At 68.1% G+C, this 21950-nt stretch carries 22 protein-coding genes; 12 read left to right on the forward strand and 10 right to left on the reverse strand.

Annotation, left to right across the window (positions count from 1 at the left end; genetic code table 11):
- Positions 1-62: 62 nt before the first annotated feature.
- On the reverse strand, positions 63-1412 hold the full coding sequence (locus FHS00_RS08675) for a hypothetical protein (RefSeq protein WP_183471884.1): 1350 nt from the start codon (positions 1410-1412) through the stop codon (positions 63-65).
- On the reverse strand, positions 1409-2407 hold the full coding sequence (locus tag FHS00_RS08680) for a hypothetical protein (RefSeq protein WP_183471886.1): 999 nt from the start codon (positions 2405-2407) through the stop codon (positions 1409-1411). Before FHS00_RS08680 ends, FHS00_RS08675 begins: the two co-directional genes overlap by 4 nt.
- A gap of 144 nt (positions 2408-2551) precedes the next feature.
- Between FHS00_RS08680 and thyX the strand changes: the two genes are divergently transcribed.
- Both thyX and FHS00_RS08690 read left to right on the forward strand, forming a co-directional pair.
- A complete protein-coding gene (gene thyX, locus FHS00_RS08685; RefSeq protein ID WP_183471888.1) occupies positions 2552-3460 on the forward strand; it encodes an FAD-dependent thymidylate synthase in 909 nt (302 codons plus the stop codon).
- A gap of 70 nt (positions 3461-3530) precedes the next feature.
- The gene (locus tag FHS00_RS08690; RefSeq protein ID WP_183471890.1) at positions 3531-4262 is read left to right on the forward strand and encodes a glycosyltransferase family protein; all 732 of its coding nucleotides are present in this window, start codon (positions 3531-3533) and stop codon (positions 4260-4262) included.
- A 44-nt stretch (positions 4263-4306) separates the two neighbouring features.
- On the opposite strand, the gene FHS00_RS08695 is transcribed toward FHS00_RS08690, so the two are convergent.
- Positions 4307-4513 (reverse strand): cold-shock protein, encoded by a 207-nt coding sequence (locus tag FHS00_RS08695; protein ID WP_021692131.1) that lies wholly within the window; start codon positions 4511-4513, stop codon positions 4307-4309.
- 99 nt (positions 4514-4612) lie between these two features.
- On the opposite strand from FHS00_RS08695, the gene FHS00_RS08700 reads away from it, so the two are divergent.
- On the forward strand, positions 4613-4909 hold the full coding sequence (locus FHS00_RS08700; protein WP_183471892.1) for an arsenate reductase family protein: 297 nt from the start codon (positions 4613-4615) through the stop codon (positions 4907-4909).
- Between the two features lie 2 nt (positions 4910-4911).
- On the opposite strand, the gene thrS is transcribed toward FHS00_RS08700, so the two are convergent.
- Entirely contained in the window at positions 4912-6867 is a 1956-nt protein-coding gene (gene thrS, locus FHS00_RS08705) for a threonine--tRNA ligase (RefSeq protein ID WP_183471894.1), read from the reverse strand.
- Between the two features lie 157 nt (positions 6868-7024).
- On the opposite strand from thrS, the gene FHS00_RS08710 reads away from it, so the two are divergent.
- Positions 7025-7762 carry an alpha/beta hydrolase gene (locus tag FHS00_RS08710; protein WP_183471896.1) on the forward strand — a complete coding sequence of 246 codons (738 nt, stop codon included), beginning with the start codon at positions 7025-7027 and terminating at the stop codon, positions 7760-7762.
- Here FHS00_RS08710 and FHS00_RS08715 read toward each other — a convergent pair.
- Complete coding sequence (locus tag FHS00_RS08715) at positions 7759-7938, reverse strand: hypothetical protein (protein ID WP_183471898.1); 180 nt, start codon at positions 7936-7938, stop codon at positions 7759-7761. The two genes, FHS00_RS08710 and FHS00_RS08715, sit on opposite strands and share 4 nt — an antisense overlap.
- A gap of 25 nt (positions 7939-7963) precedes the next feature.
- Complete coding sequence (locus tag FHS00_RS08720) at positions 7964-9076, reverse strand: pyridoxal phosphate-dependent aminotransferase (RefSeq protein WP_183471900.1); 1113 nt, start codon at positions 9074-9076, stop codon at positions 7964-7966.
- Positions 9077-9194: 118 nt separating this feature from the next.
- On the opposite strand from FHS00_RS08720, the gene FHS00_RS08725 reads away from it, so the two are divergent.
- A complete protein-coding gene (locus FHS00_RS08725; RefSeq protein ID WP_183471902.1) occupies positions 9195-9341 on the forward strand; it encodes a hypothetical protein in 147 nt (48 codons plus the stop codon).
- A gap of 37 nt (positions 9342-9378) precedes the next feature.
- Here FHS00_RS08725 and FHS00_RS08730 read toward each other — a convergent pair whose 3' ends face one another.
- Both FHS00_RS08730 and FHS00_RS08735 read right to left on the reverse strand, forming a co-directional pair.
- On the reverse strand, positions 9379-12474 hold the full coding sequence (locus FHS00_RS08730) for a valine--tRNA ligase (RefSeq protein WP_183471904.1): 3096 nt from the start codon (positions 12472-12474) through the stop codon (positions 9379-9381).
- Between the two features lie 63 nt (positions 12475-12537).
- Complete coding sequence (locus FHS00_RS08735) at positions 12538-12966, reverse strand: Lrp/AsnC family transcriptional regulator (protein WP_246391209.1); 429 nt, start codon at positions 12964-12966, stop codon at positions 12538-12540.
- A gap of 106 nt (positions 12967-13072) precedes the next feature.
- Between FHS00_RS08735 and FHS00_RS08740 the strand changes: the two genes are divergently transcribed.
- On the forward strand, positions 13073-14230 hold the full coding sequence (locus FHS00_RS08740) for an alanine racemase (RefSeq protein WP_183471908.1): 1158 nt from the start codon (positions 13073-13075) through the stop codon (positions 14228-14230).
- A gap of 66 nt (positions 14231-14296) precedes the next feature.
- Positions 14297-15394: a DUF2235 domain-containing protein gene (locus FHS00_RS08745; protein WP_183471910.1), complete on the forward strand. Its 1098-nt coding sequence runs from the start codon at positions 14297-14299 to the stop codon at positions 15392-15394.
- Here FHS00_RS08745 and FHS00_RS08750 read toward each other — a convergent pair whose 3' ends face one another.
- On the reverse strand, positions 15395-16336 hold the full coding sequence (locus FHS00_RS08750; RefSeq protein ID WP_183471912.1) for an alpha/beta fold hydrolase: 942 nt from the start codon (positions 16334-16336) through the stop codon (positions 15395-15397).
- The gene (locus FHS00_RS08755) at positions 16329-16622 is read right to left on the reverse strand and encodes an SCP2 sterol-binding domain-containing protein (RefSeq protein ID WP_183471914.1); all 294 of its coding nucleotides are present in this window, start codon (positions 16620-16622) and stop codon (positions 16329-16331) included. The genes FHS00_RS08750 and FHS00_RS08755 overlap by 8 nt, the downstream gene beginning before the upstream one ends.
- Before the next feature lie 103 nt (positions 16623-16725).
- Between FHS00_RS08755 and FHS00_RS08760 the strand changes: the two genes are divergently transcribed.
- The 5 genes from FHS00_RS08760 (at position 16726) to FHS00_RS08780 (ending at position 21839) form a co-directional block, all read left to right on the forward strand.
- The gene (locus tag FHS00_RS08760) at positions 16726-17286 is read left to right on the forward strand and encodes a tetratricopeptide repeat protein (RefSeq protein ID WP_246391210.1); all 561 of its coding nucleotides are present in this window, start codon (positions 16726-16728) and stop codon (positions 17284-17286) included.
- Positions 17287-17322: 36 nt separating this feature from the next.
- The gene (locus tag FHS00_RS08765; protein ID WP_183471916.1) at positions 17323-20415 is read left to right on the forward strand and encodes a helicase-related protein; all 3093 of its coding nucleotides are present in this window, start codon (positions 17323-17325) and stop codon (positions 20413-20415) included.
- Positions 20412-20750: an RNA-binding S4 domain-containing protein gene (locus FHS00_RS08770; protein WP_183471918.1), complete on the forward strand. Its 339-nt coding sequence runs from the start codon at positions 20412-20414 to the stop codon at positions 20748-20750. Before FHS00_RS08765 ends, FHS00_RS08770 begins: the two co-directional genes overlap by 4 nt.
- A 49-nt stretch (positions 20751-20799) precedes the next feature.
- A complete protein-coding gene (fdxA, locus tag FHS00_RS08775) occupies positions 20800-21135 on the forward strand; it encodes a ferredoxin FdxA (RefSeq protein ID WP_183471920.1) in 336 nt (111 codons plus the stop codon).
- A gap of 191 nt (positions 21136-21326) precedes the next feature.
- The gene (locus FHS00_RS08780) at positions 21327-21839 is read left to right on the forward strand and encodes a CarD family transcriptional regulator (protein WP_183471922.1); all 513 of its coding nucleotides are present in this window, start codon (positions 21327-21329) and stop codon (positions 21837-21839) included.
- Positions 21840-21950: the final 111 nt, after the last annotated feature.

The following is a 21950-nucleotide window of genomic DNA, read 5'->3' on the forward strand; positions in this document are numbered from 1 at the left end:
TCTCCGCTGTCTGGTTGCGCGGCTGAACCTAGCAGGCTGGGAGCCGGGGGCCAGTGCCCGGATCAGAAGGAGGAGCGCAGGCCCAGCTCGAGCGTCAGTGCCTGCTCCTCGAAAAGCGGCACGCTCGACCAGCTGCGCCGGGCAGTAAGCCCAAGCTCGGGGTAGAAGCTCCAGCGCGCGGTCTGGGGCAGGCCGACGCGAAGCTCGGCCTGCAACTCCCGATCCTGACGGCCACCCATATCGTAGCGCGTGGCGGCATAGTCACGCCATTGCGCCTCGATTCCCATGCCGATCCGTGCCGGTCCCACCGGGCGCGCCAGATCATGGTCGAGGTTCAGTGTCACGGCATCATGCGACAGATCCGGACGCTCCCCCGACACGTGCCGCAGCCCGAGCAACATCCGGAGCCGGTCGCCCCCGGCCAGCTCCCTCGAAAAGCCGAGTTGCCCCACCGGCGCCCACCAGCCCGCGTCGAGGTCGTGGCGATAGCTGTATTCCCCCGCAAGGCTGACCTCCACGATGGCCCTTTGCGTCTGCGCAAGCGGCCGGGCGACGCCGAGGCGCAGGGTGTCGACCAGGGGATCGCCGCCATACCAGTGCCGCGCAACCTCGGCCGAGAGGTCGATCGGCGCCTCGGCGGCGATCCGTTGATTGGCCGCCGCTCTTACCGTAGCCCGCGCGTAATCCGCGCCCTTCGCCTCCGGTGCCTGTCGCCGTGCCGAGGCGCTCAGCCGGGGCAGGCGCGCCTCGGCGGCAAGGTCGATCCAGGCCGGGCCGGGCAGGGCGGGGTTCGCGATCGACCGACGGACGCCGAAGCGGGCGTCGAACACGGTGCCGGAGAGCGCCTTCGCGTCGCCGGTCAGTTCGAACACGAAGGGCAGGCCGGGCAGGCGCAGCTCCTCGGCGCGGCTGCCGCCATTGACGTTGGAGGAAGGCGCGACGCCGAAACCCAGCCGGAACGCCAGCGGGTTGCGCGCCGCAACGGCGCGGTAGTCGCGGGCAAGGCCCTCCAGGGCGGCCGCGTCCGGCGCGTCGGGGCTGGCGCGGCGCAGCCAGAACTGCGCCTGGGTGAAGCGGCCTTGGCGCATCCGCGCATGGGCGGCGAGCCGGGCCGCGCGGAACCGGGCCGGTCCCTCGACCAGCCGATGCGCCCGCCCGGCATAATCGGCGACCCCCGGCCAGTCGCCGGTCAGCGTCGCGGCCTCGGCCGCCAGCATCAATGCGGTCGGATCGTTCGGATCGCGCAGCAGCAAAGCGCGGCTCAGCTCGAGCGCGGCCGGTGCATTTTCGGCGGCCAGCGCGCCGGCCGCGAGGCGGCGCATCGCGTCGGGGCCGATCTCGACCGGCGCGGCCGCCGCGCCCATGGCCAGGCCAAGCGCAAGGGCAAGCCCGAAAGCCAGGCGTCGGATCATCGGTAGACGATGAAGCCGCCGGTCTCGCGCACCTTGATCCGGCCCTCGTAGCGCGGATCGGTGCTGTCGATCACGACGATGCCGACGATCTCCTGCGCCTCGCCGCCGATGATCCCCATGAACGTGCCTTCCTCGAAGACCTCGGTCCCGCCATCCTCGAGTTCACGCGTGCTCGATGCCGTGCCGGAGATCTCGCCATTGCTCTGCACCACGCCGGGGCCGACGTCGAAGGTCAGCGGCGGCGCGACCAGCGCCTCGTCGTTGAGCGGGTCGTTCGGCCCGAGCACCGCAAGCTCGCGGCCGCCGGAACTAAAGATCCGGCGGTTGTAGACCACCCCGCGCAGCCCGTCATCCTCGGTGAAATCCTCGAAATCCACGGCGATCTCCACGTCGCCGGAGCTGTATTCCAGCCCGGTCCCGCCGTCGAAGACCCGGATCCCGGCATAGTCGCCGCTGAACACGGCCTGGCCGTCCTTGGGGATCTCGACGCCGCCGTTGCGCTCGTAGAGGAACCCGCCGAAGCCGTAGCTGCGATAATCGCCGGTGCGGATGATGGCAAAGCGCGAGCGCGGCTGCAGTTGACCGTCGACACGGGTGGTGTCGCGGCTCTCGCCATAGATGGCGCGGTAGTCGAACTGCCGGATCCGGGCCCCGGTCTCGGGGTCGAGCACCACCGAATCGTCGCCGAAGCTGCCGACGCTGTCATAGAGCGCAAAGCCGTTCAGGCTGTCGAAGCGCGCTTGCCGCTCATAGGGGCGGTCCCCATCGAAGGGGATGTTGTCGACGCTGAAGCTGTCGCTGGCGGCGTCGTATTGCACGGCCGTGACAAAGCCGCCCTCATCCGCGTCGCGCTCCTCGCTGCGCCGGATCGAGTCGCCCGGGCCTTCCCCGCTGTCCTCTTCCGTCGTCTCCTCCTCTTCGGGGAACACGAAGGGCTGGCCGTCGCCACAGGCGGCCAGAAGGAGCAGGGCTGCGGCGGAAAGGGGTAGGAACATCGGGGGCCTCGGCCTCGGGGGATGACGCGACCATTCCCGGGCGGGGTGGCGGGTGTCAACGCGGGGTGGAACGGCACCGGGCGATTGTTCCAATCCGGCCACGCGGCTATGCAGGCCCCAGACCCGGATCAAGGAGACCAACCCATGCCGCTGACGCCCGAGCAGGAAGCCGAGATCGAGGATCTTCGCGCCACCCCCCGACAGACGCTGCGCGCCGTCTCCGAAGGCGCCGAGAAGCATCTCTACAAGGCCCACCCGGTGCTCGACCACGGCTTCGTGCGGATGATCGACTACATGGGCGACGACGCGGCGATCTGCCAGGCCGCTAGGGTGAGCTACGGGCGCGGCACCAAGTCGGTGCAGAACGACGAGGGGCTGATCCGCTACCTGATGCGGCACTGGCACTCGACGCCGTTCGAGATGTGCGAGCTGAAGCTGCACGTGAAGCTGCCGGTCTTCGTCGCGCGCCAGTGGATCCGCCACCGCACCGCCAACGTCAACGAATACTCCGCCCGCTACTCGATCCTCGACCGGGAGTTCTACATACCCCGCGCCGAAGACCTCGCCGCGCAGTCGGCGCAGAACAACCAGGGCCGGGGCGACGTACTGGGACCGGAGGAATCGGCCCGCGTGCTCGACTGGCTGCGCGAGGACGCGCACCGCGCCTATGACCATTACGAGCAGATGATCTCGGATGACGGCCAGCAGGGCCTCGCCCGCGAACTGGCGCGGATGAACCTGCCCGCCAACATCTACACGCAGTGGTACTGGAAGGTGGACCTGCACAACCTGTTCCACTTCCTGCGGCTACGCGCCGACAGCCACGCGCAATACGAGATCCGGGTCTATGCGGACGCGATCTGCGAGATGGTCAGGGACTGGGTGCCTGCCGCCTACCGCGCCTTCGAGGAGTATCGCCTCGGGGGGGTGACGCTTTCAGCCTCGGGTGTAGAGTGCCTGCGTCGAATGCTCGCTGGGGAGGAAGTGACCCAAGCGACGTCGGGGATGAGTGCGCGCGAGTGGCGGGAGTTCTCGGACATTGTCCGAAAATAGGGTCACGGAGCTCCACGCTGATGAGCCTAGGCCATTCAGGGAGTAATGCCGTTGAAATTGAGGAAGCGCCGTGTCTAAGGTTGTCGTTGCTTGCGTTAAATGGGGCAACAAGTACCCTTCGTCCTATGTAACAAGGTTGCGGAATATGGTCAGGCGGAACCTAAACGTTCCGCATGAATTTTTTTGCCTGACCGATGATGGAACGAATTTGCCCGATGACGTCCACGTCGTGCCGCTTACGGAAAACTGGACCGGCTGGTGGAACAAAATTTGTTTGTTCAATCCTGATTTGTTCCCTGAGGGCGCGCGGATACTATACTTGGACCTTGATGTCGTCATTACAGGGAGCATCGATTTTCTACTCGATGAGGAGCTGTCGTTTTCCGCCTGTAGGCCTTTTTCTGGAAAGCAGAATGTTCGCTGCAACAGCTCGATCCTGTGCTTTCCCTCCGGGCCCTATAGATATCTGTATGATGGATTGAAAGTCGACGGAAGCATCGTCGAAAGATATCCCGGGGATCAGGATTATATCTCGGATCTTGTTAAAGAGATTGACTGGTTTCAGAGTGATAAGGTGGTTTCTTACAAATTCGATCTGGGGTCTACATTCTGGGGCACAGCGCTTCCTGAGAAGATAAGGCGCGGATTGCCGCGCATTGCGCCCCTGCCAGCTATGGAAACCGTTCTTCCGAAAGAGGTGTCCGTGGTGGTCTTTCACGGAAAGCCGGACCCTGAGGATGTGGCGAAAAAGAGCTACAAAGGTTATCGCAAAGCACCTTTCGTCAGCCAGCATTGGCAATAGCTGTCTGATAGGTTCGATGCCTTGCATCTGTTAGCGGCAGACAATCAAACCTTCCGCAAATTCCCCGCCATCTCGCGTCCATCCCGGCCTTCGATCAGCTCGAACTCCACCGGCTCGTCATCGGCGAGGCCGGTGAGGCCGGAGCGCTCCACCGCCGAGATGTGGACGAAGATGTCCTTGCCGCCATCCTCCGGCGCGATGAAGCCGTATCCCTTGGTGGTGTTGAACCATTTCACGGTGCCCTTCGGCATGGCACGCTCTCCCGTATCTTGATCACACACCGCACGCCTTGCGGTTGCCAAGGACATTAGGGCGCGCCACTGAAAGGCAAATCACAACTGGAGGCAAAGATGCGGGTTTTGGGGCTGAAGAATTGCGACAAGACGCGCGCCGCGATGAAGGCGCTGAAAGAGCGGGGGCACGACCCCGTTCTGGTCGATATCCGGGCCGAGCCGCTGGGCGCCGACGAGCGCGCGGCGATCCTCGCGGCCTTTGGCGACAAGGCGGTCAACCGGTCCTCGACCACGTGGCGCGGGCTCTCGGATGACGAAAAAGCCCGGCCAGTGGCCGGGCTTCTGCAGGATCACCCGGCGCTGTTGAAGCGCCCGGTGATCGAAGTGGGCGGCAGCTACCGCCAGGGGCTCTAGCCTCAGGCGTCGCGGCGCAGGTCCGGGGGCGTCGCCTCGTCCTTGAGCCGCGCCAGCACCTCGTCCAAGCTGAGCACCTCGGAGCGGTTCTCGCCGAGGCGGCGCAGGCTCACGGTGCGCTCCTCGACCTCGCGGCCGCCGATGGCGAGGATCACCGGCACCTTGCCGACCGAGTGCTCGCGCACCTTGTAGTTAATCTTCTCGTTGCGGGTGTCGGCCTCGGCGCGGATGCCCGCCTTCTTCAGCGCGGCGACCACCTCGTGGACGTAGTCGTCGGCATCCGAGACGATCGAGGCCACCACGACCTGACGCGGCGCCAGCCAGAGCGGCAGGCGGCCGGCGTGGTTCTCGATGAGAATGCCCAGGAACCGCTCGAACGAGCCGAGGATCGCGCGGTGCAGCATCACGGGGCGGGCCTTGTCGCCCTTCTCGTTGACGAACTCCGCATCGAGCCGGTCGGGCAGGTTGAAGTCGGCCTGGAAGGTGCCGCACTGCCACTCGCGTCCGATCGCGTCCGTCAGTTTGAAGTCGAGCTTGGGCCCGTAGAACGCGCCTTCGCCCGGATCGATGGTGTAGTCGGCCCCGGCCTTCTGGATCGCCTTTTCCAGAGCGGTTTCGGCCTTGTCCCAGATCTCGTCCGATCCGACGCGGGTCTCGGGCCGGGTCGAGAGCTTGATGTCGAACTTCTCGAAGCCGAGGTCGTGGTAGACCGAGGCGAGCAGCGCGATGAAGTCCGCGCATTCCTGCTCGAGCTGGTCCTCGGTGCAGAAGATATGCGCGTCGTCCTGCACGAAGCCGCGCACCCGCATCAGACCATGCATGGAGCCCGAGGATTCGTAGCGATGGCAGGAGCCGAACTCCGCGAGCCGCAGCGGCAGGTCGCGGTATGATTTGAGGCCCTGGTTATACACCTGCACGTGGCAGGGGCAGTTCATCGGCTTGAGCGCGTTCGTGCGCTTTTCCTTGGCGCCTTCCTCGTCCACCTCGACGATGAACATGTTCTCGCGATAGGCCTCCCAGTGGCCCGAACGCTCCCACAGCACGCGGTCGACGACCTGCGGGGTGCGGATCTCGCGGTAGCCGGCAGCGTTCTGGCGGCGGCGCATGTAGTCTTCGAGCGCGCGGTAGACGGTCCAGCCATTGGGGTGCCAGAACACCATGCCCGGCGCTTCCTCCTGCAGGTGATACAGGTCCATCTCGCGGCCAAGCTTGCGGTGGTCGCGCTTGGCGGCCTCCTCCAGCATGGTCAGATGCGCCTTGAGCTCGTCGCGGTTGCGGAAGCCCACGCCCGAGATCCGCTGCAGCTGCGGGCGGCTCACGTCGCCGAACCAGTAGGCGCCGGAGACGCCCATCAGCTTGAAGGCGTCGGCCGGGAGCTGGCCCAGATGCTGCAGATGCGGGCCGCGGCAGAGATCCTGCCAGTCGCCGTGCCAGTACATGCGGATCGGCGCGTCCTCGGGGATGCGGTCGAGAAGCTCGATCTTGAAGGTCTCGCCGCGCTCCTGGTAATAGGCGCGCGCCTGCGCCCGGTCCCACACCTCGTTGCGGATCGGCTCGGACTTGGCGATGATTTCCTTCATCTTCTTCTCGATCGCGCCGAGATCCTCGGGGGTGAAGGGCTCCGAGCGGTCGAAGTCGTAGAACCAGCCGTTCTCGGTCACCGGGCCGATGGTGACCTTCACGTCGGGCCAGATTTCCTGCACCGCGCGGGCCATCACATGGGCAAAGGCGTGGCGGATCAGCTCCAGCGACGGCTCGGCGTCCTTGGTCGAGTGGATCGCGATCTTGCTGTCATGCTGGATCGGCCAGCTGAGATCCCAGTGGTTGCCGTTCACGTCGGCGGAGATGGCCTTCTTGGCGAGGCTCGGCGAGATCGACTGCGCCACTTCGGCGGCGGTCACCCCGGCGGGATACTCGCGGCTGTTGCCATCGGGAAAGGTGAGGGAGATCTGGGCCATGTCGGCCTCCTCGTCGGTTTGGCGCCCACGGAACGCCCGGTTGCGGGTTATGTGTGTCGGGGCTTGATGATCGGGTGGGGCCGGGCTGTCAAGCGCGGGGCTTGCCATCGCGGCCCAGCGCTTCGATGCTGCGCGCCGACCAAGAACGGAGAGGATCATGCCCGATTTCACCAGCCCGCAGGGCCGCCGCATCGCCTATGATCTCACCCCAGGGACGGGGCCGGGCGTGGTATTCCTGGGGGGCTTTCGCTCCGATAGGGAGGGGACCAAGGCGCTGCATCTCGAGGACTGGGCAAAGCGGGAAGGCCGCGCCTTCCTGCGTTTCGACTATTCCGGCCATGGCAGCAGCGGCGGCCGCTTCGAGGAGGGCGCGATCGGCGACTGGGCGGAGGACGCGGCGGCGGCGCTGGAGCTGACCGACGGGCCGCAGATCCTCGTCGGCTCGTCGATGGGGGGCTGGATCTCGCTGCTGCTGGCGCGCGCCATGCCCGCCAAGGTGGCGGGTCTCGTGACCATCGCCGCCGCCCCCGATTTCACCGAGGACGGGTTCTGGGTGGAGATGACGGAGGAGATGCGCGCTGCTCTCGCGGCCGAGGGCCATCTCGATTACCCGTCCGATTATGGCGAGCCGCTGCGGATCACCCGTCGTCTGATCGAGGAGGGGCGCAAGCAGCTGGTACTGCGCACGCCGCTGAAACTGCCCTTCCCGGTGCGCTTCCTGCAGGGCACGGCGGATGAGGACGTGTCGGTTTCCACTGCGCTGCGGCTTTTGGAACATGCGGAAGGGCCGGACATGCGGCTGACGCTGGTCGACGGGGCCGATCACCGTTTCTCGACGCCCGATTGCCTCAAGCTGATCGAAACCAGCGTCGCGGAGGTGTCGGCCCGGCCCTAACGCCGCACGTGGCGGGCGCGGCGGGCGATGGGGCGGGCGAGCTTGTCGAAGCCCAGCGCGCCCAACAGCACGCCGACCCAGCCCCAGAGCGCGGCCACGGTCAGCAAGCCCATGAACAGCAGCACGCCCAGGGTGGCGAGAAAGGCAGAGGTGTAGTCCGGGGCGGGTGGGCGCATGGCGACCTCCTTTGCCCGGCGAGACCTAGTTCGCGGCGCGTGCCGCTTCCAGCGCGGCCGGTAACGCCTGCGCGAGGGCGTCGAGATCGGCCTCGCTGCCGGCGCTGATGCGGATGCAGCGGTCAAGCGGTGCGACGCCAGGCATCCGTACGAAGACGTCGCGGGCCGCCAGCTCCTGCATGACCCGGCGCGCCAACGCGCCGTCGCCGCCGCAATCGATCGCCACGAAATTGGTCGAGGAGGGCAGCGGTACCAGACCGGCATCATGCGCGATGGCGGCGATCCGGGCCCGCGCGGCGGCGACCTGGGTCACCACATGCGTCAGGTGATCGCCATCGCCCAAGGCCGCGACCGCCGCAACCTGCGACAGGCGGCCCAAGCCGAAATGGTTGCGCACCCGGTCGAAGGCCGCGATCAGCGGCGCGGGGCCGATCGCGTACCCCACCCGCGCGCCCGCAAGGCCATAGGCCTTGGAAAAGGTGCGCAGCCGGATCACCCGAGAATCGGCGGGGGCGATCTCGGGCAACTCCTCCGCTGGCGCGAACTCGGCATAAGCCTCGTCGAGCACCAGCAACGCGTCGGCAGGCAGGGCCTCGATCATCTGGCGGATCGCCTCCGCGCCGTGCATCCCGCCCATCGGGTTGTCCGGGTTAGCGATGTAGACCAGCTTCGCGCCGGTCCAGTCGGCCCGATCGATCAGGCCGCGCGCGTCGACCCGGTCATCGGCATAGGGCACCCGTTCGATCCGACCGCCGAAGCCTTCGACGTGGAAGTCGAAGGTCGGGTAGCCGCCCTCGGAGGTCACGACCCAGTCGCCGGGGCCGACGGTCAACCGCACCAGCAGCCCGAGAAGGCCATCGATGCCCTCGCCGACGCGGACATGTTTCGGGTCGACGCCATGATGCGCGGCGATCGCCTGCCGCAGCTCATGCGCCTCGGGGTCGCCATACATCCAGACGTCCGGCGCCGCCTTGCGGATCGCTTCGAGCACGCGCGGGCTGGGGCCGAAGACGTTCTCGTTGGCGCCGAGACGGGCGCGGAAGGCACGGCCGCGGCGGCGTTCCTGCGTTTCCGGGCCGACGAAGGGAACGACGTCGGGAAGGGCTGCGGCGAGCGGGGTGAGGCGTGGATCGGTCATGTCGGGAAGCATGCCGCGCGGCGATAACCATCACAAGCATCAAACACTTGCATGGTGGGTTCGGCTCGCCTAGCGTGCAGTGACAACTTTAAGGCGATTTTTATTTTTTATGAGACGAATGCTTAAAGCCTTTCGCGCCGGGCTCGATGCCCCGGGGAGCGACGAACGCTCAGCCTTCGACTATGTCTGGCTGATCCTTTTGGGGACGGGCAGCTTCGTCGTCGTCGCCCTGCTGTTCCGTATCCTGTTCATGGACTCGTTCTGACGGGCGGCGGCCCGGCTACCGGACCGCCGCTCCTTATTCACGCGATTTCGGCCAACCGCTCCAGCGCGGCGGCGAGCTGCGCCGCCTCGGCCTCGCGCGCGGCGAGGTTGTCGCGGGTCTCCTCGACCACGTCCTCCGGGGCACTGGCGGCGAATTTCGGGTTGTTCAGACGGCCCTTCAGCCCGCCGATCTCCTTGGCCAGCTTGCCCGCCACCTTCTCGAGCCGTGCCTTCTCGGCCGCGACGTCGATGATGTCGGCCAGCGGCAGTGCCAGCGTCGCGCCGCTCAGGGGAACGCTGATCGCGCCCTTGGGGGCCTCGGTCGCCTCGGTCAGGCTGTCGATTCGCGCAAGCCGCGAGATCATCGCGGCGTTGCGGTCCCACGCCTTGCGAACGGCCTCGTCGGCGTTCACCAGCACCACCGGCACCTGCAGCCCGGCCGGCACGTTCATCTGCGCCCGGGCCGAGCGCACGCCCTCGACCATGGCGATGGCGATGCTCATTTCGGCCTCGGCCTCGGGGTCCGCGAGCTCGGCGGTGCCGTATTCGGGCCATTCGGCATGGACCAGCATGGTGTCGCGCTTGGCGGTGTTGCCCCACAGCTCTTCGGTGATGAAGGGCATGATCGGGTGCAGCAGGATCATGCACTGGTCCAGCACCCAAGCCATCACCGCCTGCGTCTCGGCCTTGGCCGCGTTGTCATCGCCCTGCAGCAGCGGCTTGGAGAACTCGACATACCAGTCGCAGACCTTGCCCCAGACGAAGGCATAGAGCCCGTTCGCGGCGTCGTTGAAGCGATAGGCCGCGAGCGCCGCGTCGGTCTCTTCGCGGATCTTCGCGGTTTCGGCGACGATCCAGCGGTTGACGGTTGCGGTCGCCTTGGGCGGTACCGCCGGCGCGGCGTGGCGCTCGGGCGCCAGCGCGCCGTTCATCTCCGCGAAGCGGCAGGCGTTCCACAGCTTGGTGGTGAAGTTGCGGTAGCCCTGGATGCGCTGCGTCGAGAGCTTCAGGTCGCGGCCCATCGCCGCCATCGCGGTGAGGGTGAAGCGCACCGCGTCGGCGCCGAACTCGTCGATCAGGTCGAGCGGGTCCATGACGTTGCCCAGCGACTTCGACATCTTCTTGCCCTTCTCGTCGCGGACGAGGGCGTGGACATAGACGGTGTCGAAGGGCTTCTGGCCGACCACGGCGTATTGCATCATCATCATCCGGGCGACCCAGAAGAAGATGATGTCGAAGCCGGTCACCAGCGTGTTGGTCGGGAAGTACTTCTCCAACTCCGGCGTTTGCTCGGGCCAGCCCAGCGTGCCGATCGGCCAGAGGCCGGAGGAGAACCAGGTGTCGAGGACGTCGGGATCGCGCCAGACCGGGATCGCGGTCGGGGCTTGGGGGCTGCGGATCGCGCCCTCGTCGGTGGTGTTGCCCACCGCCGCCTCGAACAGCGCCATCGCCTCTTGGCGATCCTCGACGAAGCGGATCTCGTCATGGCCGTAATAGGCGGCCATCTTGGCGAGCGCCTCCTCGCGGGTGGCGGCGCAGAACGGCGTCCACTCGGCCTCGAGATCGACATGGCCGTCGGTCAGGGTCGGCCCGTACCAGACCGGGATCTGGTGGCCCCACCAAAGCTGGCGCGAGATGCACCAGGGTTCGATGTTCTCAAGCCAGTGGAAATAGACCTTGGCGTCGCGCTCGGGCAGGATCTTCGTCTCGCCCGACCGCACCGCGTCGAGCGCCGGGCCGACGATCTTCGAGGTATCGACGAACCACTGGTCGGTCAGCATCGGCTCGATCACCACCTTGGAGCGGTCGCCGAAGGGCTGCATGATCGGCTTGTGCTCGACCAGCGGCACCAGCCGGGTCTCGGGCGGGGTGCCGCCTTCCTCCGCGGCTTCGCGCTTGGCGGCCTTGGGCCCGAGGCGCGGGTCCCATTCGGGCACCATCACGGCGAGGCCCTGCTCGGTGATGTCGGCGATCACCCGCTCGCGCGCCTCCAAGCGGTCGAGGCCGCGATACTCGTCCGGCACGAGGTTGAGGGCGTCGACCTCCATCACGGAAATCTCGGCGCCGCGGGCCACTTCCTGCGCCCGGGCGGCGGCCTCGGCATAGGGGGCGCCGTCGGAGCGCATCGCGCCCTTGGTGTCCATCAGGCGGTACATCGGGATGCCGCCGCGCTTTGCGACCTCGTAGTCGTTGAAGTCGTGTGCACCGGTGATCTTCACCGCGCCCGAGCCGAAATCCATCTCCGGATATTCGTCGGTGATGATCGGGATCAGGCGGCGATGTTCCTTGGGCCCGACCGGGATCTCGCAGAGCTTGCCGACGATCGGGGCGTAGCGCGCGTCATCGGGGTGAACGGCCACCGCGCCGTCGCCGAGCATCGTCTCGGGACGCGTGGTGGCGATGGCGATGTAGTCGCGCTCCTCCTCGAAGACGACGTTGCCGTCCTCGTCGCGCTCCACATAGGTGTAGGTTTCGCCGCCGGCCAACGGGTACTTGAAGTGCCACATGTTGCCGGGCTGCTCGATGTTCTCGACCTCAAGATCCGAGATCGCCGTCTCGAAATGCGGGTCCCAGTTCACCAGCCGCTTGCCGCGATAGATCAGCCCCTTGTCGTACATGTCGACGAAGACCTTGATCACCGCGTCGTGGAAGTTGCCCTGCTCGCCCTCGGGCGCGCCGGGCGCGCCGGACATGGTGAAGGCGTTGCGCTCCCAGTCGCAGGAGGCGCCGAGACGCTTGAGCTGGTCGATGATGGTGCCGCCGGACTGCGCCTTCCACTCCCAGACCTTTTCGAGGAACTTCTCGCGGCCCATCTCGCGGCGGCTCTCATTGCCCGCCTTGGCCATCTCGCGCTCCACGACCATCTGCGTGGCGATGCCCGCATGGTCCTGCCCGGGCTGCCAGAGCGTGTCGAAGCCGCGCATCCGGTGCCAGCGCGCGAGGATGTCCTGCAGCGTGTTGTTGAAGGCATGGCCCATGTGCAGAGAGCCGGTGACGTTCGGCGGCGGGATCATCATCGAGAAGGTCTCGCTGCGGCGCGCGCCGGCGCCGGCGCGGAACGCGCCCGCCTTTTCCCACGCCGCGTAGAGCCGGGCCTCGGCCTCGGCCGCGTCGAATGTCTTTTCCATCGCCATGTCCCGGGCTCCTCGTGCAGATCGGCCTTGTCTGTAGCGCGCGGGGGAGGGGAGGAAAAGGGATCAGCCCCGGTCGATCCGGGTGGAAAGATGGATCAGCGCCTCGGTCGCCTTCACCCCGTCCAGGGCGCCGATCCGGTCGAGCGCCGCGTCGAGCGCCTCCGTCGTCGCCGCGCGCAGCCGACAGGCGAGGTCGAAGCGCCCGGAGGTGGTGTGCACGGTCTCGACCTCGGGCAGGCGCTTGAGCCCGGCCAGCACGGCGGCCTGCCGCACCGGCACCATCTGCACAAGCACCGTGGCGCAGATCCCGCCGCGCGCCCGCTCCGCCAGCCGGACGGTGTAGCCGGCGATCAGGCCCGCGCGTTCGAGCCGGTCGAGCCGGGCCTGCACCGTGGAACGCGCGAGGCCGAGCTGCTGCGCCAGCTGTGCCACTGGCGCGCGGGCGTTTTCGGTCAACAGGGCGAGCAGGCGGGCATCGGTGGCATCGGTCATATCGGCGATCCTGTCGGCGATTCGCCGATCCGTCGAGGCATTTCGCGCGGAATGCCGCTTCGATCCGGCGGCGCATGGCCGCAACATCGCAGCAGGAGGGCCCCGAATGCTGCAAACCCCGATAGTGGCCGATACCGCCGACACGCCTGCGACCTGGCTCGCCCGTCATGCCGGCGAGGCGCCGGTATTGTTCCATTGCCCGGCGGCGCTCGACGCGCGGCATGCGCGGTTCCGGGCGGGATTCGCGGGCGAGGTCACCTATGCGGTGAAGGCCAATCCCGACCCCGGCGTGATCGCACGACTCGTAGCGGGTGGGATGCGCGGCTTCGACGTCGCCTCGCCGGCCGAGATGGCGCTGGTGCGCGGCGTCTGCCCCGAGGCACGGCTGCATTACCACAACCCGGTGCGCTCGCGCGCGGAGATCCGCGCCGGGATCGAGGCCGGGGTGGTGTCCTGGTCGGTGGACGAGATGGGCGAACTCGACAAGCTGGCCGCCGAGGGGGTGGGGCGCGGCGCCGAGATCGCGGTGCGGATCAAGCTTCCGGTGCAGGGCGCCGCCTATGATTTCGGGGCCAAGTTCGGCGCCTCGCCCGAACTAGCGCTGGCGCTGCTGCGGCGCGCGGCCGAGCAGGGCTATCTGGTGTCGATGACCTTCCATGTCGGCACGCAATGCGCCGACCCGCGCGCTTGGACGCGCTACATCACCGCCTGCGCCGAACTGGCGCGCGAGGCGGGCGTGACGCTCGCCCGGCTCAATGTCGGTGGCGGGTTCCCCTCGGGCCGCGATGGCATCGACCCCCCGCTGGAGCCGATCTTCGCGGCCATCGTCGAGGCCTGCGCCGCCTTCGACACGCCGCCGCCGCTGGTCTGCGAGCCGGGGCGCGGTCTGATCGCGGACGCGATGGCCTATGCGGTCCCGATCAAGGCCCGGCGCGGCGACGCGCTCTACCTCGCCGATGGAATTTATGGCGGATTGTCTGAATGCCCCTCGATCGGTGTGTCCCGCGTCGAACTGCTGCCGGGCGATGGCAGGGCGCCGGCGCCAACGCTCCCCTTCGCGCTGTGGGGGCCCACCTGCGACAGCCTCGATCGGCTGCCCGGAGAGACCGCGCTGCCGGGCTGCGCCAGCGAGGGCGACTGGCTGCTCTTCCGCTCGATGGGCGCCTATCTCGTCGGGGTAACGACCTGTTTTAACGGATATGGCACATATGAACGGGCTGAGTTGGCTCGGCTCTGGACAGACCCGTCCCGGCCTCTAGGGTAAAGGTTAACTGCGGAAGGAGCGGGATGCGGCGGGCGGTCACAGCGCAGGCAGGAAACAGGGGCCCCGATGAGCGTCCGTGACTGGCTGCTGGGTCTCGTCGGGCGGCGACCGCGTCAGGCGGAAGGCCAGCCCCGGGCCCGTGGTCCGGCCACCCATGTCATCATCCTCGACGGCACGATGTCGACCCTGAAGCGCGGCTTCGAGACCAATGCCGGGCTGACCTACAAGCTGCTGCGCGAAAGCGGTCGGCACGCCAACCTGACCGTGCATTACGAAGCCGGGATCCAGTGGACCTCGTGGCGCGAGACGCTCGACGTGCTCATGGGGCGCGGCATCAACCGGCTCATTCAGCGCGCCTATGGGGTGCTCGCCTCGCGGTTTCGGCCCGGCGACACGATCATCCTCGTCGGCTATTCGCGCGGCGCCTACGCGGTGCGTTCGCTGGCGGGGGTGATCAGCCGGGTCGGCCTGCTGCGCGCCGACGAGGCGACCGAGCGCAACGTGCGCGACGCCTATCGCCACTACCGTCATCGCGGGGCCGGACCGAGCCCGGCGGCGCAGGCTTTTTCGCGGCTGCATTGCCACGACCATGTGGAGATCGAGGCGGTCGCCGTCTGGGACACGGTGGCCTCGCTCGGCTTGCGGCTGCCGGTCGCCCGGCGCTGGTCGGCGCCGAACCACATGTTCCACGATCACCGGCTCGGCGCGCATGTGCGGCACGGCTATCATGCTCTGGCACTGGATGAGACCCGCAACGCCTATGCGCCGGTGTTGTGGGTGACGCCCGAGGGGTTTCAGGGACGGGTGGAGCAGGTCTGGTTCCGGGGCACCCATGGCGACATAGGCGGTCAGCTCGGCGGCGCGCTGGAAAGCCGCCCACTGGCCAATATTCCTCTGGTCTGGATGCTGGAGCAGCTGGAAGGGCGCGGGCTCGCGCTGCCCGATGGCTGGCGCGCCAAGTTCGACTGCGACCCCGAGGCCCCTTCGGTCAGCACATGGCGCGGCTGGAACAAGCTGTTCCTGTCACGCAGCCGCCGCATCGTCGGCCGCGACCCGTCGGAGCGGCTGCACGAGACCGTGGCGGGGGGGCATCCGGCGCGGGCGCGGCTGCCCGCCCCGGGCGAGACGCCGCCCCGGATCGGTCATCTCGGCGCGGCGGAGTGATCAGCCCGCGAAATGCGCGGCGATCCGGTCGATGCGTGCGCCGCGCGTGGCCGCATCCTCAATCAGCAGCTCGTGGCGGCCGCCTTTGATCACCTCGAAATCGGCATCCGGCCAACGCGCCATCCGGTCATGGATCCGGGCCGAATCCACGACCCATTCCTCGTCCCCCAGAAGCGTCAAGCAGGGCGCGTCGGGTGAGGGCAGGCGGGCCAGCGCCCGGGTCTCGCGCAGCGCCTCGTTGAGCCAGTGCAGCGACGGCGCGGCGAGGCCCAGCTCGGGATGCGCGGTGACCTGCGCCCGAACCCAGTCGAAGCTCTCCTGATCGCGGGTCAGCATGTTGGCCTCCGCGGCTTCGGCCGCGTCCTCGAGCGTTGCCGAGCGGCCGGGCGAGGGCAGGTGGCTCAGACCGACCAGGCGCGAGGCGCTGCTCAGCCCCCAGGCCGCGAACCGCAGCGTCGGGCGCATCAGGACCCCCCACATCGGCGCGGTGAAGCAGACCCGCGCGAACGGCACGCCGCGCGTCAGCGCCCGCAGCCCGATGCAGCCACCCATCGAATGCGCCAGCATGAAGTAGGGGCCTGGTAGATCCGACGCTGCGATGTGCTCGCGCAGCGCGTCGAGATCGGTCTGGTATTCGGCGAAGCTGTCGACATGGCCCCGGGCCGCATCGCGATGCCCGCGCGCCGACAGCCCCTGGCCGCGCCAGTCGAGCGTCGCGCAGCCGAAGCCGCGCGCCGCCAGCTCGGTCGCGACGCGGCCGTACTTCTCGGCGTATTCGGTGCGACCGGTAAGGATCAGCACCGTGCCGCGTGGCGCCGGGCCGGGCCAATGCACGGCCCTGAGCCTGACGCCGTCACGCGCGCTGATCCAATGCGCGCATGCCGGGCCGTCCGCCACCTCCGCGAAGAACGGCGCGGCCGGTGCCCCGGTGCCGTCAGCCAAGAACCGCCGCCAGCTTCATGGCGAGCCCCATGTCGCCATCGACCGACAGCTTTCCCTGCATGAAGGCGGCGGTCGGATCGAGATCGCCCTCGAGGATCGCCTGGAACGTGTCGGCATCGGCGCTGAGCGTGACCTCGGCCGGCTCGTCGCCGGCGCGCGCGCCGGTCTCGTCGATCATCACCGCGCCCTCATCCGCGATCACGAACTTGGCCGGGCCACCCTCGAGGCCTTGCCCGTTCATCTTGGCGTTGAGCGCGGTCACCGCGTGGCTCACCAGTTCACTCATCATGTCGTCCTTCGCGTTCGCGGAAGCCGGGATGGCCACCGATCTGGTCCTTGTGATGGGGCGCCTCTGGTCTCGGCCATGCCGCGCACCTACACTGGGGACTATGGGCGCAAGATTTCCTTCCATCAAACCTGTCCTCGCGGCATTGCTGCTCGGGCTCGCGGCCACCCCGGCCATCGCGCAGGACGACGAGCGGGTTGCGCGCCTGTTCGAGGAGCTGCAGGCGGCGGGGCCGGCGCAGACCGACGGTCTTTCGGCGGAGATCCGCGAGGCCTGGTCGCGCAGTGGCTCGCCGGCGATCGACCTGCTGCTGACTCGCGGTCGCGAGGCGCTGGGCATGGGCGATGTCGAGGCGGCGGTCGAGCATCTGACCGCCGCGATCGATCATACGCCCGGCCTCGCCGAGGCGCATGTGCTGCGCGCCAACGCCTATTACCTCGACGGGCTGACCGGCCCGGCGATCGACGATTTGCGCGTGGCGCTGGCGATCGAGCCGCGCCATTTCGGCGCGCTTGAAGGCTTCGCCGCGCTGCTCGAGGAGATGGGCCGCCCCGAAGCCGCGCGCGAGGTCTGGGGTCGGGTGCTCGCGCTCAAGCCGCAGGATGCGCAGGCCGGCGAGGCCGCCCATCGCCTCGACATCATGCTCGGCGGCCGCACGCTCTGATCTTTCCGCCGCCTCGGCGCGACCACAGGACCTTCCATGACCCCCTCCCGCATCGCGGCCGTGCTCGGCCCTACAAACACCGGCAAGACGCATTACGCGATCGAGCGGATGCTGGCCTACCGGACGGGCGTGATCGGCCTGCCGCTCAGGCTGCTCGCGCGCGAGGTCTATGACCGCATCGTCAAGGCGCGCGGCCCCTCGGTGGTGGCGCTGGTCACCGGCGAGGAACGGATCGTGCCGCCGCGTGCCGCCTACTGGGTCTGCACCGTCGAGGCGATGCCCGAACTGGATGCCGATTTCCTCGCGGTGGACGAGATCCAGCTCTGTGCCGATCCCGAACGCGGCCATGTCTTCACCGACCGGCTGCTGCGCGCACGCGGCCGGCACGAGACGCTGTTCCTCGGCTCCGAGACCATGGCGCCGGCGATCCGGGCGCTGGTGCCCGAGGCCGACATGATGCGGCGCGACCGGCTCTCGACGCTGAGCTATTCGGGCTCCAAGAAGCTCAGCCGCATGCCCGAGAGGTCGGCCATCGTCGGCTTCTCGGTCGACAGCGTCTATGCCATCGCCGAACTGATCCGCCGCCAGAAGGGCGGGGCGGCGGTGGTGATGGGGGCGCTGTCGCCGCGCACCCGCAATGCGCAGGTCGAGATGTACCAGAACGGCGATGTCGACTACCTCGTCGCCACCGATGCGATCGGCATGGGGCTCAACCTCGATATCGGCCATGTCGCCTTCTCGTCGTTGATCAAGTTCGACGGCCATAAGATGCGCCACCTCGCCCCCGACGAGCTGGCGCAGATCGCCGGACGTGCCGGGCGGCACCGCACCAATGGCAGCTTCGGCGTCACCGGCGAGGCGCCGCCATTGGACGACGATGTGGTCGAGGCCATCGAAAACCACCAGTTCCGGCCCGTCACGCGGCTGTTCTGGCGCAACTCGGACCTGCAGTTCGGCTCGCTCAAGCGGTTGATCCAGACGCTGGAGAGCCGCACCAACAACCCATGGCTCGGTCGGGTGCGCGAGAGCGACGACCTCGCTGCGCTGAAATCCCTCGCCGCCGACCCGCTGATCCAGGCCCGGACCCGCGACGGCACGGCGGTGAGGCTGCTGTGGGAGGTTTGCCGCCTGCCGGATTTCCGCGGCATCGGCCGAGGCGAGCATGCCGAGATGGTCGGGCAGATTTTCGCCCATCTGCAGGACCGCGGCCGCATCCCCGACGACTGGTTCGCCAAGCGCATCGAACGGATCGACCGGCCCGAGGGGGACATCGATGCATTGTCCAAGCGGTTGGCCTATATCCGCACCTGGACCTACGTGGCCCAGCGCAGCGGCTGGGTCGGGGACGAAAGCCATTGGCGCGGGGTGACGCGCGCTGTAGAAGATCGCCTGTCGGATGCGCTGCATGGCGCGCTGACTCAAAGATTCGTGGACCGGCGGACCAGTGTTCTGGCCCGGCGGCTCAAGCAGAAGGAGGTCATGGTGGCCGAAGTGAAAGACAGCGGCGACGTGACGGTCGAGGGTGAATTCGTCGGGCGGCTGGAAGGGTTCCGGTTCCGCGCCGACAAGTCGGGCAGCCCCGACGAGGCGAGAACGCTGCGCCAGGCGGCGGACAAGGCGCTCGCGCCCCAGTTCCATCTGCGCGCCGACCGGTTCTACAACGCGCCCGATACCGAAATCGACGTGACCGAGCAGGGCGGCCTGATGTGGGGCTCCTCGGCGGTGGGCAAGCTGGTCTCCGGCGCCGACCCGTTCAAGCCGCAAGTCGTGGCCTATGTCGATGACGAAGCCGGTCTCGAGATCGCCGAGAAGGTGAAGCGGCGGCTGCAGCATTTCATCGACCGCAAGATCGCCGCCACCCAGGAGCCGCTGCTGGCGCTGGGCAATGACGAGACGCTGACCGGTCAGGCCAAGGGCTTCGCCTATCGCATGGTCGAGAATTTCGGCATCATCCCGCGCGGCGAGATCGCCGACGAGGTGCGCGGTCTGGATCAGGAAGCGCGCGGCGCGCTGCGCAAGCACGGCATCCGCTTCGGGCAGTTCACGGTCTTCATGCCGGCGCTGCTGAAGCCCGCGCCGACTCGCATCCGCCTCGTGCTCTGGGCCCTGTCCAAGGGTTTGCAGGAATTCCCCGAGACGCCGCCTCCGGGCCTCGTGACCGTGCCCGCGACGCGCGGTGCCGCGCCGGGCTACTATGCCATGGCAGGCTACCGGGCCGCCGGCGAGCGGGCGATCCGCATCGACATGCTCGAGCGGCTGGCCGACATGCTGCGCGATCGCGACAGCAAGCGCGGCTTCGAGGCGGTGCCCGACATGCTGTCGATCACCGGCCTGACGCTCGAGCAGTTCGCCGAGCTGATGACCGGTCTGGGTTACAAGGCGGAGAAGGGCGAGCGGCCCAAGGCCAAGCCTGTGAAGGCCGCCGGTCCGCAGGAAGTGCCCGGCGAAACCCCCGATACCACGCCGCCGGCCCCCGAAGGGCCGGACGTCCCGGGCAACACGCCGCAGGAGGCCCCCGACCAGCCCAACGCGCCGGGCATCACCCCGCCCGACGCGCCCGAGCAGCCGGACCTGCCGAACGAGACCCCGGATGCGCCGGAGCGTCCCGACAACGCGCCCGCCAGCCCCACCGACGTGCCGGGCACCGAGCCGGATCTGCCGCCCTCGGAGCTTCCGGGCGAGTCGCCCGATCGTGGCCCCGCGCCGCAGCCCGACGAGATGCCCGACAGCGATCCGCCGGTCGGCATTCCGGCCGGCAATCCGACCGAGATCCCGCCGGGCACCATCGCCGTGGGCGAGACCGCGCCGCAGGCCGCGCATGAGGATGCCGGCGCCGAGATGGAGACCTACTATACCTTCACCTGGGCCGGGCGCGGTCAGCGCCGGGGCGGTGAGGGTGCGAAGGGCCGGCGTCAGGGCGGCAAGCCCGATAATGCCCGTGGCGACGCGCCGCGCGGTGCCAAGGGCAAGCCGGGCGGCAAGGGCGAGGGCCGGGGCGACAAGCGCCGCGGTCCCAAGCCCGAGCGGGACGATCGGCCGCGCAACTTCTCCTCGCAGCCGCCGCGCGAGAAGAAGATCGACCCCGACAACCCCTTCGCCGCCGCGCTCGCGGGCTTCAAGCGCGATTGAGCCGGGGCGGGACGAACCCTGCCGAGGCGCCGCGCGAGACGCTGCGCCTCGACAAGTGGCTCTGGCAGGCCAGGTTCTTCAAGACCCGCGGCCTCGCCGCCGCGCTGGTCACCAAGGGCCGGGTCCGGGTCAACGGCCAGCCCGCCGCGCGCGCCTCGCGCGGGGTAGGGGCCGGGGACGTGCTGACCTTTCCGCAGGGCAATGCGATTCGCGTGGTCCGGATCGTGGCCTTGGGGGATCGGCGGGGCCCGGCGCCCGAAGCGCACGGCCTCTATGACGATCTTGATCCGCCGGCGCAGGCCGGGTCCGGCGAGGGGTCGCCGACGCTTGAATGACCTCGCGCTCTGCTCTAGCTAGGCCGCAACAAGCATCGAGGGCCCGCCAATGACCTATGTCGTCAAGGACAACTGCATCGCCTGCAAGTACACGGATTGCGTCGAGGTCTGCCCCGTCGACTGCTTCTACGAGGGCGAGAACATGCTCGTCATCCATCCGGACGAATGCATCGATTGCGGCGTGTGCGAGCCCGAATGCCCGGCCGACGCGATCCGTCCCGACACCGAGCCGGATGTCGAGAAATGGGTCGAGTTCAACCGGAAATATTCCGAGATCTGGCCGGTGATCGTCACCAAGAAGGATCCGCTGCCGGGGGCCGCCGAAATGGACGGCAAGCCGGGCAAGATGGAACTGTTCTCGGAGAAGCCCGGCGAGGGCGGCTGACGCCGCTGCGCGGCATTCGTAGGCAGATTTCGCGTCCCCGCTTCCGTCGGGGGCGTTTTTGTGGTATGCTGTCTCGGTAATGCTGCTGAAAACCTGATCCTGTCCGGTCGTTATTGCACCTGACGAACCATGCGGTTCGCCGGGTTCTTTTCGTGTCATCCCCACCGGACTCGATCTCCAGGAAGGACATCATGAGCAAGAAGAAGAACGAATTCCGTCCCGATGATTTCGTCGTCTACCCGGCGCATGGCGTCGGCAAGATCGTCTCGATCGAGGAGCAGGAAGTGGCGGGCATGTCGCTCGAACTCTTCGTGATCTCCTTCGAGAAGGACAAGATGACCCTGCGGGTGCCGACCCACAAGGCGACCGAGGCCGGGCTGCGCTCGCTGTCCTCGCCCGACGTGGTGGCACATGCCCTCAAGACCCTGAAGGGCAAGGCCAAGGTCAAGAAGGCGATGTGGTCACGCCGGGCTCAGGAATACGAGCAGAAGATCAATTCCGGCGACCTGATCGCCATCGCCGAGGTGGTGCGCGACCTGCACCGTGCCGACGACCAGCGCGAGCAGTCCTATTCCGAGCGTCAGCTCTACGAGGCCGCGCTCGAGCGGCTGATCCGCGAGATCGCCGCCGTGTCCGGCAATGACGAAGCCGCCGCCGCGCGCGAGATCGACGGCGTTCTGGTCGGCCGCGCCGCCGCCGCCTGATCGCGCTACAGCGAATGTAGAAGGGCCGCGCCGAAAGGCGCGGCCCTTGCTGTTTGCGCTCGTCGATGCGGCCTCCGGTTCTTCGAAATGGCGACGCCGAGGGTCCGCCGT

Source organism: Limimaricola variabilis (assembly GCF_014195545.1).
In the GTDB taxonomy this organism is placed as follows: domain Bacteria; phylum Pseudomonadota; class Alphaproteobacteria; order Rhodobacterales; family Rhodobacteraceae; genus Limimaricola; species Limimaricola variabilis.